The sequence below is a fragment of the Phragmitibacter flavus genome, from assembly GCF_005780165.1.
In the GTDB taxonomy this organism is placed as follows: domain Bacteria; phylum Verrucomicrobiota; class Verrucomicrobiia; order Verrucomicrobiales; family Verrucomicrobiaceae; genus Phragmitibacter; species Phragmitibacter flavus.
This window is the reverse complement of the sequence record NZ_VAUV01000006.1, coordinates 33,466-49,023: the sequence shown is the minus strand read 5'-3', so window position 1 is coordinate 49,023 and position 15,558 is coordinate 33,466. Positions and strand designations below refer to the sequence as shown.

Sequence of the window (15,558 nt, the reverse complement as noted above, 5' to 3'; positions counted from 1 at the left end):
CCCCTCTGAGGGTTGTCGACCGCGTGCAGATTGGTTTTTTGTTATGAACGTGACTTCCCTTTTCTTCCAATCCCCTGTGAATCGTTGCAGGCGGGGATCTTTTCATGTTTGGCTGGCATTGGTGTGCAGCCTGCTGCCAGTGACGCTGCTTCAGGCTCAACTGACGCGTGTGTGGGTTGGCGACGGTGCGACCGCGGCGTGGGAGGATGTGCTGAATTGGGATGGGGCGGTGCCGGGGTCGACGGATGGCACGTTGAGTCTCGACACGGCCACGTTTAACAGCGACGAGGGCCCGACAGCGGTGGTGGTGGATCAGAATCGGAGCATTCAATCGATGGTGTTTGCTGCTGGAGCGGGGGCCTATACCGTTGGCGGCGAAGGTGCTGGTCTGGGCAATGGATTGAACCTCACGTCCGGTGGATCCATCACGGTGAATTCGGGGGTGACCAGCGTGACGACCTTTCATGCGCCGCTGGTGATTCAACCGCTGACCAGTGATGCTGCGGGGACTTATACGTTTACCAACAATGCGACCAATGTTGGGAGCGATGCCAACCCGTATAAATTGAATTTTGAGGGTGCCATTTCCGGTGGTGTGACGAGCTCCTCGGTGACGTTGAATCTGACCGGCACCGCTGGCAGTCGTCAGAACAATGCCTCTGGAAACAACATCAGCGGATTGATTTCCAATGGCGGAGCCGCAGGGGGATTGTCCGTGGTGGTGACGGGTGCCGGCGGGGGAAACAACGGTGCGTGGGCCTTGACCAACAATGCCAACAGCTACACCGGCAACACAACGGTGGGGGCCGGGACCCTGTTGTTTTCGAGTTTTGGGAATGTCGGCGAAAACAGCGCGATTGGAGCCGGTGACGCTTTGATCATCAATTCTGGTGCGCATGCCAAATACACGGGCGGCACGGCGACGACCAACCGGGCCATCACGGGCAACGGCGGGTTGCTTTACAACAATGGAGCAGGGGTGTTGACGCTGGATGGAAACATTTCCATGACAGGCTCGATCATTTTTCGCGGGACATCGACCTCCAACATTGTAGTGAACGGTTCAATCTCTGGTGCGAATGTTGGGGTTGGTCGCACTGACGGTGGCACCAACGGAACGCTGTTCCTCAACAACAATGCGAATAGTTTCGCAGGAAATGCGTTTGCCCAAGACGGGATCATCAGTGTGGCGACGATCGGGATGAAGAACCAGGCGTCGGCGCTCGGTGCGGGAACGATATTCACCTTTGGACAAAACAGCGCCACGGTTGGCCGGCTTTTTTACACAGGCGCGACGACAACGACCGATCGTGACATCCGGCTGCAAAACGGCAACGCGGTGAGCAGCGGCAATGGGCGGTTGGAAAACCATGGCACGGGCATTCTCACCTGGACGGGTTCCGTGCTTGCCACCAGTTCCACGGCTGAGCATGCATCGAGTTTCGAGTTGGGCGGAAGTGCCAATGGGGTGATGAGCGGGGTCATCGGCGGCACGGTGGCGGCTCCAGGCAATACAACGGCAACTCGGTTCAGCAAGTTTGGTGCAGGCCTCTGGGAGCTGCAGGCGGCGAACAACTACTCTGGCAATACGGCGATCAATGAGGGCACCTTGCTTGTGACCAATGTCACCGGTTCGGGAACGGGGACGAGCAATGTCGCGACGAGCGGTTCGGCCACGCTGGGCGGGACCGGGTTTGTCACCGGGGCGGCGGGAAAGAGCCTGGTGATCGCGGCGGGGTCTGGCTTGATGGTGGGCAATACGCATGGAACGGCGGTGGGCGAGGTGGGTGCAGGAGGTTACGTTGGTGCGGTGTCGGAGTTCACCTTGGGCTCGGCGGTGGATGTGGGCATCACGCTTGCGGGTGAGCTGCGCTTTGATTTGTTTGGTGCCTCCGATGGCGTGACGGCGGGTGCGTCAGATCGTTTGAGATTGTTGACGACGGCGACTGAGTTGACTTTGGGTGGCAGTGTTGCAGTGGCCAATGCAACGGGGGAGGCGAACTGGCGTGCAGTGGGGGGAACTGGCTGGACGACTGGGTTGTGGCAGTTGGTCGATTGGAGCGGAGTGGGTGCGGCGGCGAAGAATGGGACCTTCAGTTATGGGATCGACAGTTCCGCATTGGCGATTGGTTATGAGTGGGACACCAGCAATTTTCTTACGGACGGCACCATCTCGGTGCAGCAGATCGATGCAGCCGATATTCATATCTGGAGCGGTGCGGAGAGCAACGCATGGAATGAGGCGCTGAACTGGACGGCGGGCACCACGCCGACAGCCTCCAACGATGTGATCTTTGATGCGGCGGGACCGACGGCGACGGTTACCAACGGGGATGCCAATGTGCGAAATGTGGTGTTTACCGGGGCTGCGGATTATTCGATCTCGCCTGGCTCAGGCGGGGTGCTTTATGTGCGCGGAAACGCGGTTGATGGTGCCACCATTGAGGTCAGGGGCGGCATCCAGACAATCAATTCGAACCTGCGTTTTGGAGATAACAGCTCCGAGTTGTTTATCATCAACAACGGTGTGGCGGCTAATGATGGCAACTCGCTGTTGTTCACCGACGGCATCACGGCGAATGATTTTGATCAAGGCGCGGCTGCTACGGACAAGTTGCTGACCATCAGCGGATCGGGCAACACGCTCATTTCTCGATTTGAACGGCGTCACAACACCTATGACCTGACGATCGTCAAGGAGGGCAGTGGAACGGTCACCATCAGCGGCTTCAACGGGAGTGATGCTGGTGTCAATGCAACTGGCACGATCACGGGCAGCATGACCATCAATGAAGGGAAGGTGCGCATCAACAATGAGCGCAATCTTGGAGGCAATCCGGAGGTTTACGATGCGGGGCATCTGACCTTGAACGGCGGTGTGCTGGGGGCATTTGGCAACGTCCTGATTGATGATGAGAATCGCGGCGTGAGCTTGGGTGAAAATGGTGGTGAATTTGAGGTTGAGGGGACTTTCACCATGGGAATTGCCAACGTCATTTCAGGTTCTGGCTCATTGACGAAGAGCAACACCGGAACGTTGAGTCTGTTGGCGGCGAATCTTTACACCGGAGATACTTTTGTTCAGGGCGGAACGCTGAACGTGGGAAACATCAGCGGCTCGGCCACGGGCTTTGGCAGTGTTTTTGTGGAGGGGGCATCGATGCTGAGCGGGTTTGGATTGGTCGCGGGGAAAGAGGGTGGCCAGATCGCGATTGGTGCCGATGCCTTTTTGCGGGTGGGCAACAATCACAACAACAGCAGCGGCGTTCCTGGTTTGCTGACGTTGGGCAGTGTGGCGGATGTGGGGATCACACTGGCAGGGGACATGCAGTTTGATTTGTTCGGCAACGAGGCGGGGCTGACCTTGTCGGAGTCGGATCGTTTGCAGTTGTTCACCACGGCGGAGGTGTTGACTCTGGGCGGGACAGTGGTGGTGGCGAATGCCAGTGGTCAGTCGGGGTGGACCAGTGGAACCTGGCAGTTGATCGACTGGAGCGGGGTGGACTTTGACGAGACTTCGCTGGACGGTGGCTTGGATTTTGATTTCACGGCGACGATGGGCAGTCTGGCGACTGGATTTGACTGGGACGTGAGCCAGTTTCTTGTGGACGGCACGATTTCGGTGGTGGCCACGGCGGGGGCTTTCGTCTGGGAGGGGGATGATGCGGTGGACCCGGCGTCCTGGAAGGTCGGGGGCAACTGGCTGTCCGGTGTTGCTCCGGGGGCGGGCGATGATGTCGTTTTTGCGGGAGGAACTGGAGTAACAGCGACGCAGCATCGCGGCGATCAAAGCTTCCGCAATCTCATCTTCACCGGAGAGCGCGACTACCAGATTGCTGCAGGAACCGGCGGCGGTGTGCTCTTCGCTTTTGGAGATTCATTGGAGGTTCGCGGTGGAACGCAGCAGATCAATGCGGAGCTGAGGCCACGCAATGGCGGAACTTATAACATCATCAACGATGGCAGCTTGAGCATCACCAGCTTCATGACCAACAGCAGCGCTGCCGTGGATATTGTCTTTAGTGGATCCGGCAACACCAGCGTGCCGTTTGTCAAACGCCGCTCCAGCCAGGTGGTGAACCTGATCAAAAACGGTTCGGGCACCGTTACTTTCAACGGGGGCACGGACCTTGACGGGGACAATGGAGACACCGGCTTTACGGCCTCTGGATCTTATATTACGGGAACGACCACCATCAACGAAGGAGTGGTGCGGACCAATGATGAGCGCAACCTGGGTGGTAATCCGCTGGCGTTCAATGCAGCCCATCTGACCATCAACGGCGGGACCTTGTCGGCTTATGCAAACGTGACCATTGATGATGCAAATCGTGGGGTGACCTTTGGGGCAAACGGTGCGACTTTGGGGGTTGAGCAGGCAGCCGATCTTTTCACGGTGGCGAATGTGGTTACCGGGGCCGGAGGGTTGGAGAAGATCGGTCCGGGCATCCTGGAGTTCACCGCAGCCAATACCTATTCCGGAGACACGTTGATTCGTTCGGGAAGCTTTTTGGCGAACAACACGGCTGGTTCCGCGACGGGTTCCGGTAGTGTGAGCACCTTGTTGGACAGTGGTGCGACGCTTGGTGGATCGGGCAGTATTTCTGGTGGCGACAGCGGCAGCATCACACTGAGTGCCGGCACCCAGCTGATGGTGGGGTCGACGCATGGAGTGGGCGGTGCGCCGCAGACACTGACGTTGGGTTCGGCAGATGTGTTGGATCTGGACGTTTCGTTGTCGGGGACCTTGCAGTTTGATCTGATGAGCGGTGTGGATATGAATGATCTGTTGGTGATTGAGGCATCGGGCGAGTTAATTTTTGATGATGCGATGGTGTTGATTGCGGCGGTTGATTCTTCTTTGTGGATGGAGGGGCAGACGTGGAAGTTGATTGACTGGTCGGGTGGTGAGGCGCCGGTTGGGGAAGAAGGTCTGCAACTTGCCAATTCGGTGTTTGGTGAATACTTTTTGACCTCGTCGTTTGAGCCGGACGGTTTTTACGTGACGGCTTCTGCCGTGCCGGAGCCAGGAAGGGCGTTGCTGCTGTTGCTTGGACTGTTGGGATGGAGCCTCCGTCGCCGCCGGTAGCCATTTGAACCGAACCCATTAAATTATTGTTTTGATCATGAAAGAAGAACCACGAATCGAACATCTCCGGCCTCGGCACAGTTTGCCATATCCGCTGCTTGCTCTGTCGGCGGTGCTTTTAATTTTGGGGAGGGGAATGGCCGTGGATTATTACTGGACGGGCGATGGGGATCTCACGCCGCATGGGAATCGTGATTGGGCGACGGGAGCGAATTGGGAGACGGGTGGTGTGGATAGTGGGGTGGTCCCGACGGAAGGTCCGGCGGCAACGGACAATGTATTTTTGATCAATTCGTCGGGTTATCTCGGAGATTATTATGTCTCTCCAGATCCGGCTCCCATCACGACGCAAATCATCAACAATTTGACGGTGGTTTCGGGGTTCAACAACATTGGATCTAGATACACGCCGGGGGCGGTCGACTTGATCGTTAACGGTAACTTTGAGATTCTCGCGGGGAGCTTCTATGGGGGCCCGTATTCGCCCAACTGGATGCAGTTCAAGGGTGGTTTCACGGCGGCGAGTGGGACCACGTTGGGAAACAACAACAGCACCTCGGATGGCGGGTATTGGGATTTGAGCGGGGCGACTTCGATTGCCTTGAATGGCACGACGCTCAACCAGATGACCAACAACTGGCAGTTCGGACCGCAGTTATGGAACTTCGGTGCGTCTGGGACGACGACGGCGATTCAACTGACCAACAACAACACCTTCAATCTGGTGCAGGATGTGGTGAATGCACCGCGAATGGACGTGGGCAATCGTGGAGCACAGATGTTGACGATATATAACCCGATCACGGGAGCGGGGGGATTCACGAAGACGGGTGACGCGACGTTGGTGTTGGAGCAGGCAGGCAGTTCGTATCTGGGGGCAACGAACATCAATGGAGGCATTTTGGTGATCAGGGGAGGCAATGCGATTGGCGATTCATCGGCGGTGACGTTGAGCAATTTTCAAGGGGGTGTCAATGGAGGATCGGTGAAGGCGACGTTGTCGCTGGAGTCGAATGAGACGATCGGTTCGCTGGCAGGTGGTGGAGTTAGTGGCGGCAATGTGATCTTGAATGGAAACACGCTCACGATGGGCGGCAACAATTCGTCCACGACTTTCGCGGGAGTCATTGCGGGAAGTGCGACGGGGGCAACGCAGGGGGAGCGCCTTAATCAGGCCGGGCCACCTTCTTATGCTCCGTATGCGCCGGTGGGATATTTGTATTCGCCGCTGCCGGCTTTGGGGGCGGGGAATCTGGTCAAAACGGGCACGGGTGCATTGACTTTGACGGGTGAAAATTTGTATGCCGGGACGACGACCTTGCAGCAGGGAACGATCATCGTTACGGATGAGGTGAAGGAGGGAGAAGCGGGGCCGCTGGGGCAGTCGTCTTCAGCCATTGTGTGGGGGGATGCGACCACGCCGAGCTCGGCCAATGCAGATACGGGGAATGTAACGTTGATCGTGGAAAATCGCACGGGTTCAACGGTTGACTGGACCTTTGATCGTGATTTGGATGGGTCGGCCCTGAGCAGCACCATTGTGGGCAGACCGCGATTTGTGTTTAATTCGACCAACGCTGCGGACACCTCGGTGCTGACGATGAGTGGGGATATTTCTTTTGCCGTGGGGAGCACCACGGGCCGCTATGAGATGGCGGTTCAACGTGCGGGAATGTTGATGAACATCACCGGGCAAATCACCGGCAGTGGCAGTGTGATGTTGTGGAATGGTTCGAACCAGGGGGTGGGGACCATTCGGTTGGGCAATTCCACGAATAGTTACGCGTTGTTGAACAAGGTGCTGCGTGGCACGCTGGTGGTGGCCGGAAGTGTGGGAGCGCTGGGAGAGGCGAGTGCGATTGGAACAGGTGCCCTGGATCTGGGGGCGGATGGGGCACCGCTGGCGGTGAATGTGGCGGGTGGGATCAACACCACACCGGGGTTCTTTATGGAGACGCCGGGAGCAACCTTTGCGCGAACGGTGAACTTGGGGACGGTGGCGACTTACATGACGAATGGGGTGGCCAACAACGGGATTGTCAATGGTTATCGGGTAGGTGGTGTTAACACAACGGGGTTGGTCACGTTCAGCGGCAACATCACTTCGCCGAATGCTCCGAATGGATTGACGAATCTTGCGCTGTTCGCAGAAGGCGGCGGTGCGGTGGAATTTTCAGGAGTGATCAATGACAACGGTAGCGCCACGCAAGTGACGAGGGTGACGGTCAATCAACTGGTGAATCATCCGGACCTGAATGCGACCGACGGCGGGGCGAATCAAGCGGTGGGAACGGCGACAACGGGAACGGTGATTTTGTCGGGTGCCAATACCTATGCGGGTGGAACGGAGGTTAGGGGTGGGACCTTGTTGGCGAACAACACCACTGGCTCCGCAACGGGCACAGGGGATGTGACGGTGTTGGCGGACGCGAGGTTGGGCGGCACGGGGAGCATCACGGGCGGGGCGGCGGGGAGCATTACTTTGGGAGTTGGCAGTCAGTTGATGGTGGGTGCGACCCATGGAACGGGTGGGACGGCGCAGGATCTGGTATTGGGGAACAGTCTGGCAGTGACCAATGTGGGCATCAATTTGAACGGATCGTTGCAGTTTGACCTGACGGGTGCAGGAAGTCTGGCGGCGTTGGGGAGCAGTTCCTACAACTCGCTGGGGTTGGGCAATGATTTGTTGGAGATCTTTACGACAGGGAACATCAATCTGGACGATGGCGTGGTCGAGTTGGTGGCGGTGGATACTTCCATGTGGATTGACGGACATACGTGGAAGTTGATCGACTGGTCGAATGCGGCTTATTCCGATTTGAGCACGGACGGGCTAACTTTGGGGACCACTTCGATCAATGGATTTGTGCTCAGCCAGACGATTACGACGGATGGATATTATGTGACGGCGACGGTGATTCCGGAGCCGGGGAGGGCGATGCTGCTGATGTTGGGGTTGGGGGTTCTGCTGGTCAATCGCCGTCGCCGACGTGATTGACTTCCGGGGACTGGATCAGGGTCGGGTTTCCACGATGGACTTCATTGATGCGAGGCCCTGGTTGAACTGGTCGCCACACATTTTTTCCATGTTCATGATCAGGTTGAAACCTTTGGCCATGAAGTTGTTGGTGCCGGTCATGTCCCAAGTGACAAGGGTTTGATCGCCCTCGGGTTTGAAGGTGAATTGCACCTCGTTGGTGGCGACGAAAGGTTTCAAGAATTGCAGTTTGAGACCAACCAGTTCGTTTGGGCGGCTTTCGGTGATGGTCATGCTTCCTTCACCCACTTGAGCGTTCCCGGTCCAGCGCGAGATGGCTCCAACGCCGGTGGCGGGGCCCTCATAGGTTTGTTTCATGGTGGCATCCATTTTGGCCCAAGGGGACCAGGCTTCCCATTTTTTCAGGTCGTCGACCTGCTCGAAGACTCCTTCTGGTGGAGCCGCCATGGTGGCGCTGCGGGTGACCCGGAAATCGGCAGGCTGAAGGGCGATGACGATGGCCAGAATGACCAGGACGATGACGAGGCCGATGAGTATTTTGATGATCATGGTGATGATGTGTTGTTATTGTTGATAGTAAGTTGGGTGAGATAGGTTTCGAGTTGGTCCCAGGATTTCTGAAAGGCCGATTTCATGTTGAGGCGGGCCTGATTGAAAGTTTGATGTTCCTGTTCACTGGCGTTCCAGGGGGCGAGGGTGTGGGTGATGATGGTGTGATGTAGCGGTGGACTGGCTTCGAAGGTGATGGTGCCATACATTTCCATGGGCCACTTGGGGTTCTCGGGGGAGCGGATGGTTTTGCCATGGGCATCGGTGAATGACTGGAAGTAGGTCAATAGCTTCATTGGTTGGATGTCGAGGTAGATCCATTTGGACCATGGCGTTTGTCGTTCAGGAGATTGCCTTTCGAATCGGAAAGCGCCGCTGCGGTGGAGATCGAGTTCGACAATGGTGGTCTTCTCATTCTTCGGACTCCACCAGTGAGCGAGGTGATCGGCTTCCGTGTAAAGCTTCCACAAAAGTTGTTTGGGGGCGGCGAACTCACGCGTGAGGGTGAAGTGGAGTCCGCCGGGAAGCAGTTGCTGGCTGAGTTGCGCGGTGCTCAATGGCATGGGGAGAGGGGTTCTTGGTTTGGAAGTGGGTGGAGTGGTGGAGTATGGCGTTGGATATCTTTTGGATGAGTCCATTGCTCTCTATCTGCGGAGACGACGAACGGGTTTGATAACAAAGGACAAGCCGGAAGGATTTTTTGGAAATGGTCGACGATAAAAAAAGCGACCAACCCGGTTGGGGGCTGGTCGCTGAATGCAACAAAGATGAAGTGGGGAAGGCGAGTCAATCCCGATCAGCTTTCGACGATGGTTTGAAAGCCGCCGTAGGCCATTTTGGAACAATCGAAGGGCATCTTTTCCGGATCGCAGGATTCTTTGATGCGTGGGTCGGCCATGACTTTGGCGTTAACTTCGTCGCGGTGTTCGCGGGAATTATAAACGATGTAGGCAAAGACCACCACTTCATCCTCCTTGAGATTGGTGAGGGTGGGGAAGGGCAGCACGCCTTCGGGCGTCATGTCTTCGCCGACACATTCACGATATTCGAGGGCGCCGTGGTCTTTCCACACGACGCTGGCCTTGGTGGCCATGATTTTATAACCTTCGAGATTTTTCTTGGGAACAGTGAGCACGAATCCGTCGACGTATTTGGACATATGAGTAGGTGGGTTAAGTTTGAATGGGGACTTACCTAGACATGACGAATGAAGTGGAGTGTTGAGGACACGGGCTGGACTTTTTTTGTGATTTGGACAGGCAGTCGCGCGTAGGGGCTGTGGTTCCTATCGAGCGGGCACCATGACGCCACGTTGCCCGGCAACGTCTTCGGCAGTTGGCAGAGAGAACTACTGAGCGAACTACACCCGGATCATGTCCTTGACCATCTGCAGCCACAAGAACACGCAACCGCGCCATGAGTAGCGGAAGTGGTGTTCGTCGAGCCGGACAATCACGCCGGTGAGAAGGTTGTGGTCGATTTGCTGACTAAGTTCCTGCGAAACGGTGGTGGGAAGCAGTTCGGGATCCTGGACGCTGATGCGCTCGGAATTGATGGCGAGTGAGTCGAGAAATTCATCGTGGGAGGAGAGCATTTCCTCAAAGCTGTCGGCATCTTCCGAACGATTGATCTGCTGCAAGGGAGCAGTCTTCATCGTGAAGCTGAACGGATAGTTGGTAGTCACGAAGCTATGACCATCAGCGGTGCGGGTGGTGAGGCTGGCGTAGGAGAACACGAATCCGTCCTGCTGCGAGACACTGATGTTGGCCTGCAGTTTTTTGTCGGCGTGATAAAAGAGACGCACAAAGTGGTCGGCAGACTCCCATTTCCAGCCGGCATCATCGGTTTTTTCGAAACCGGCTTCTTCGACTTCGTCGGTGATTTCGTCGAGGTCTGGAAAAATGTCTTTGGGCGGTGGGAACCGGTGTTTCAGCTCATGGCGAATTGGAAAACGAAGTTTGCGGACCCGGGTCACGATACCCAGCCAGGGAAAGATCAACCACATGGCAAGGGCGGTGGCACCACCGATGTGGCTATTGCTGAAGAAATAGCCGCCCAGATAAGTGGCCGCCAGAAGAGCGAGCCAACCGGCTTTGTTGACGTAACGGTTTTGGAAACTGCGGCATCCCCAGGAGAATACCAATATTCCGATGATCAGAAGAATGGATGACATTTAGATATAGATACGATCTTCAAGATAGCCCAGGTGGGGCTTTTCGTAAAGCGCTCGCTTCATTCGCGGCGGAGTGGCTCAGGAATTTCGCCAGCCGTAGTGGGGAATGGAAACGATTTCGACCCAATGGTGTTTTTTGTTGGTCTTCCAGGCAAGTTCCACGATGACGGGCATGTCCATCCCCCAACCAAGTTGGGTGCCGAGCTTGGTGCTGAGCGGGGTGTCTTTTTGGACAAAAACGTGGCCCTCGTATTTGTTGACCAGGTTGGGCTGGGTGATTTGATAGCTTTCTTTGCTGTCGATGCCGGGAACGTCCTTGTCGAAGTAATGTTTGCGGCGCAGCATGACGCGGAATTGCTGATTGGGAGCACCCTGGGTTTCGAGGAATTTGAGGAGGTAATCATGGCGAAATTCCATGAATGCTTCCCAGTCGACGAGGACGGGACCGTCATCCGGTTGGATGACCAGGGCGAGCACGCGGTGGGGGAGTTTGCTGCCTTGCAGCTCAAACATGCAGTAGGGGGTGGAACCGGGGGTTTTGGTGTGACGCTCGACGAATTCGATGCGATCAACTGCGATGGGTCCGTCGCCATATTCCTGCGCATGTTTGGCCATGGCAGCGGTCAGCTTGTCGGCTTGCATGCTGAACTTGGCGCGGGTTTTCCAGTCGGGTGCGTTGAGGAAAGAGCTGATGGCATCGAAAGCGCTTTTGGCCTCAGGCGGGATGCGGTTGGTGCCGGGGGAGGAGACATTGGCGAAAGAGGTTGCAGCAGGAGCCGGCTGAGGGGCTGGAGTGGGCGACCCGGGGAGTGGACCGTTGGGAAGGGCCATGTCCGGTGGAGGCGGAGGCAGCCCGCCGATGGGGGCGTCGGCCTCGAGCGGGAGAGGTTTTTCTGGGTTTGCGACCGCTGGTGTTGTTGTTGTTGTGGTGGTGGCAGCAGAGGCTGGTGGACCAAACACCCACGCATCGGAGACGGCAAACGGAGCGTCGGCGCTGGATGGGGCTGGGGCTGGGGCGGGAACTGGAGGTGGTGCGGAAGTTGGTGCCGGGCTGGCTGGCGGGATGCCGATGCTGGAACCGGGCAATTTTGCCAGTTGTTCTTCGGTGATGGGAATGGCCTGGGGAACGGGGGCGGCTTCGGCGGTTGGATTTGGAGTTGTGGCTGGTTCTTCCGCAGATGGCTCCGGTGATTCAGCCGGTGGTGGGGCTGATTCGGGGGATGTCGGGGGCGGAACCGGTGGAGTGGTTTGAGGGAGAGCCGCTGGTGAGGTGTGTCTGGTGCGCGCAATGTTGTCGTGCCAGAACTCGACGACCTGTTTGCGGAAGATGACCAGCATGATGAGGTCAAAGGCCAGGAAGTAGAGGATGGCGATGAACAGTTTTCCCGGTCCGCTGCGGCGTTTGGGTCGGGATTGGCTGATTTCCGGTCCGCTCAAAAACGGGGTGGAGCGGTAGGTGCGGTTTTCCCGTTCGGGAGTGGCGCTGACGGCGGCGAGAATCTCGCCCATGCCGGGCGCGTGGGGAGATTGATAGGGGGCGTCTGTGTCCGTTGAGTCAGACTCTTCGGAGGCGTCATCAACGGGCTCTTCAGCGGTGTCGTCGGAAGATGAGTCGACACGCGGAGAAGCCAATGCTGGATCGGGAGCTGTCGGTGCGAGGGGAGACTGACGGAGTGAAATGGGGGAGAGGGTTTTCTCGCTGACTTTGGGACCACTCAACATGCGGCTTAGCAAAGAGGGATCGCCTGAAGTTAGCCCGTCAGGTTCCTGCTCAGGAATTGATGCCTCTTCTGCTTCAACCGGAGTGGGAACTGGTGCTGGTGCTGATGGTGGATGCGAAGCTGGTGCCGGTGCTGGCGCTGGTGGGTTAAGGGCGTCGGCGAGTTCGGCGGCGCTCCATGCAGCGGCAGGCTTACTGGTGGCGTCTGGTGGCGGCAAAGCCGGAGCTGGATCTGGGGCTGGCTTTTGGGCGGCGGCAAGGGATGCCTGCCACACTTCCAGGGTGGGGGAGGTGACGATTTCTCCGCACTTGGGGCAGTTGTCGCTGACGCCCGCCATTTGTTGCGGCACCGCGAGCTTGGTGCCGCAATTAAGGCAGGTGAACTTGATCTGTCGGGGCATCAGGGAAGTGAATGCGGGTCTTTAATTTGTGGTGAGAGTAGTGCGAATCAACGGTGGAAGCAAGCACGGGGAACTTAAGGTGGAAATCAGGGATTTTCGTTGGCGGATTTATACTTCCATTGTTCATCGAAGAAGCCTGCATCGACAATCTTGCCGGGCTTGGTGGCATCGGGTTTTTCGCTGAGATTGACGACGGCCCAATCGGGGAGTTTTGGCACCTGGCGGGCGTTGTTAAGATAGTCTTCTTCCCGGTAGGTGAAGCTGCTGTTGAGCACCACATAACGAGCAGGGTTGAGCGGGTTGGGGAAGATGACGACGGGGACGTGCTGATCTTTGGCGTAGGTTTTGCCGTTGAGGACGATGCCTTTCTCGGTCCATTTGACGGGCAGTTTGTCCGCGATTTTTTTGATGATGGCGTTGCTGGAAGGATCACCCCAGAGGATGAGGTTGCTGTTGACGATGTGTTCGTCCTTGAGGTCGGTGTCTGCAATCTGCGGGGCATCGCCACGGAACTGTTTGCGCCATTCGCGGATGGCGCGCTGGAGTTCGCTGGTGACCCATTCGCCGGGGGCGGGATGGGTGGGCTGGCCGGTGGGGGTGACGAAGACGAACGAGCTCCAGAAGGCGTCATCGATGGGACCTTGCAGGCCGTGGTTTTTGCTGAGGGTGGGGGTGGTGTCGGGCGAGGTGATGTCGGCTTTTTGCCAGACGCCGTCGCGCTGCTGGAGGCTCACTTTGAAGGAGCGGTCGGATTTGATGCGACCGGCTTTGAGGGAGGTGCCGTCGATGATGATGGTGGGCGCGACGAAGAGGTCGAGCGGGCACTGGCCTGGGGCGAAGTCAATGGTTAGGGCAGTGATGTTTTCGGTTTTGATGTCGATGCCGGTGTTGAGGTTGTGCGGGATCTGGGCGTCGACGCGGGCGCGTTGCCAGTGTTCCTTGAGGCCGTCGAGAGTGATCCAGTGGGATTGATGGTAACGGAGGGAGAAGGTGGTGAAGCTGAGATTGCGTGGGGCGCGGTCGCGACCTTTGGCGGTGATGTCGGTGAGGCGGCTTTCGATTTCAGCGAGGCTGTCGGGATGGATTTTGTGGGCGGTTTTTGGTCCGATGAGGTGAAGGAGATCGAGATTTTCCTTCTGCATTTCGCGCGACATGACGTCGGCGGCCTGCTTTTGTCCGTCGATTTCTCCGCTGTAGGCGATGGTGGGGACGTTGGAGAGGTTGAGGGCGTAGTCGCTGGCGTTGTAGAGGTGCCAGAGTTTTTTCTGATACGAAGGGGTGGCGGCGAGTTGTTCAGGGGTGAGTTTGAGGAACTCGGGGGTTTCAGAAAATCCGGCTCCGGGGGTGGCGGCGCACCAGAAGGAGGGGAAGTGGGTGGCGAACTGCCAGGTGGCGGCTCCGCCCATGCTGAAGCCGCGGATGTTGAGCCGGTTTTCGTCGAAGTGGTAGAATTTTTTGGCGTGGGCGTAGGCTTCGAAGAGGTCGGTTTCGCCGGCCATTTTGTTGGCGCAGCAGTAGCGACCGTAGGGATGGAGAACGAGGACGTTGGCGGGATTGATGGGACCGGGGCGTTTGCTGCGGTCGTCGAGGAAGCCGAGCTCGGTGGCTTTTTCGGCACGGCCACGAAGCCAGAAGTCGAGTCGGGACTTGGCTCCGTTGTAGTTAGCGGGAATGCTCATGCCATACGGTTGAATGGAGCCGTCGATTTTGGATTGATAGGCGCGGACGACGAAACCTTTTTGGGTAGTCCATGGGTTTTGACCGTCTTTGAAAGCGAGGGCACGTTTTTTGCCTTCGGCGATTTGTTCGTGGGCGGCTTTGATGTCTTCGGGTTTGAAAAATTCGTTGCCGGCGAGGGCCCAGTCGACGGATTTGTGGAAGATCTGGATGTCAGGGAGCAGGTCGTTGAGCTGCGGGTGTTTGGCCTGGGCTTTGCGTGCCTGGTCGATGAGTTGCTGGAGTTCTTCGAGGCCTTTTTTAAGGGTGTCTTTGTCAGCCTGGGGGACTTCGATGCCGGGAGGGGGAATAGGACGGACGGCAGGAGCCGGAGTTGGGGAAGGAGTTTGGCCCAGCGCTGTGCCGAGCATGAGGATCAGAGAGAGGAGGGTGAGGCGCATGGTGTGGGGAATGATGATTGGGTGCGGAGATAACGACGGATTTCGAAACCGTTGCCTTGCAGAAGGATTTCGGCGGGGTGGAAGAGCGATTCGAAGGCGGGGAACCAGGCGTCGCCTTCGTAGGGTTGGTCGAGGCAGGTGAGCAGCAGTTCGTCGCACTGCGGGAGGAGGGCGTCGTAGAGTTGCGCGCCGCCGATGAGGTAGATGACAGGGGAGGTGAGTCCGGGGAGGGAAGCGAGTTCGTTGAAGGTGCGGATGATGGTGGCATCCTGGCGAGGCGGCATGGTGTGACTGAGCACGATGTTGGTGCGGCCGGGAAGCGGTTTGCCGAGACGCTGGAAGATCGATTCGAAGGTCTTGCGACCCATCAGCACGGGATGGCCCTGGGTGGTTTGTTTGAAGAATTTCAGGTCTTCAGGCAGGTGCCAGGGAAGATCTCCGTCGCGGCCAATGACGCGATTGGAGGCCATGGCGGCGATGGCGATGAGTTTGGGCATGGGAGCTTGGAGTG

The 15,558-nt window shown here is 57.4% G+C and carries 9 protein-coding genes; 2 read left to right on the top strand and 7 right to left on the bottom strand.

All coding sequences use genetic code 11. The features are described from left to right. Window positions 1–43 precede the first annotated feature (43 nt). Entirely contained in the window at window positions 44–5,089 is a 5,046-nt protein-coding gene (locus tag FEM03_RS08550) for a beta strand repeat-containing protein (protein WP_138085792.1), read from the top strand. 37 nt (window positions 5,090–5,126) lie between these two features. Then, the gene (locus FEM03_RS08545; protein ID WP_138085791.1) at window positions 5,127–8,087 is read left to right on the top strand and encodes a beta strand repeat-containing protein; all 2,961 of its coding nucleotides are present in this window, start codon (window positions 5,127–5,129) and stop codon (window positions 8,085–8,087) included. A gap of 15 nt (window positions 8,088–8,102) precedes the next feature. Here the strand turns inward: FEM03_RS08545 and FEM03_RS08540 are convergent, their stop codons facing one another. The 7 genes from FEM03_RS08540 to FEM03_RS08510 all read right to left on the bottom strand — a co-directional run bounded on the left by FEM03_RS08540 (window position 8,103) and on the right by FEM03_RS08510 (window position 15,544). Then, window positions 8,103–8,636: an SRPBCC family protein gene (locus FEM03_RS08540; RefSeq protein ID WP_138085790.1), complete on the bottom strand. Its 534-nt coding sequence runs from the start codon at window positions 8,634–8,636 to the stop codon at window positions 8,103–8,105. Beyond that, window positions 8,633–9,199 carry an SRPBCC family protein gene (locus FEM03_RS08535; protein WP_166442732.1) on the bottom strand — a complete coding sequence of 189 codons (567 nt, stop codon included), beginning with the start codon at window positions 9,197–9,199 and terminating at the stop codon, window positions 8,633–8,635. The genes FEM03_RS08540 and FEM03_RS08535 overlap by 4 nt, the downstream gene beginning before the upstream one ends. 233 nt (window positions 9,200–9,432) lie before the next feature. Beyond that, window positions 9,433–9,795 (bottom strand): DUF1428 domain-containing protein, encoded by a 363-nt coding sequence (locus FEM03_RS08530; protein ID WP_138085788.1) that lies wholly within the window; start codon window positions 9,793–9,795, stop codon window positions 9,433–9,435. Window positions 9,796–9,996: 201 nt separating this feature from the next. After that, a complete protein-coding gene (locus tag FEM03_RS08525; protein WP_138085787.1) occupies window positions 9,997–10,809 on the bottom strand; it encodes a hypothetical protein in 813 nt (270 codons plus the stop codon). Window positions 10,810–10,887: 78 nt separating this feature from the next. Next, a complete protein-coding gene (locus tag FEM03_RS25550) occupies window positions 10,888–12,930 on the bottom strand; it encodes a TFIIB-type zinc ribbon-containing protein (RefSeq protein ID WP_138085786.1) in 2,043 nt (680 codons plus the stop codon). 86 nt (window positions 12,931–13,016) lie between these two features. Further along, complete coding sequence (locus FEM03_RS08515) at window positions 13,017–15,047, bottom strand: prolyl oligopeptidase family serine peptidase (protein WP_138085785.1); 2,031 nt, start codon at window positions 15,045–15,047, stop codon at window positions 13,017–13,019. Next, window positions 15,023–15,544 (bottom strand): dihydrofolate reductase, encoded by a 522-nt coding sequence (locus tag FEM03_RS08510; RefSeq protein WP_138085784.1) that lies wholly within the window; start codon window positions 15,542–15,544, stop codon window positions 15,023–15,025. The genes FEM03_RS08515 and FEM03_RS08510 overlap by 25 nt, the downstream gene beginning before the upstream one ends. Window positions 15,545–15,558 lie beyond the last annotated feature (14 nt).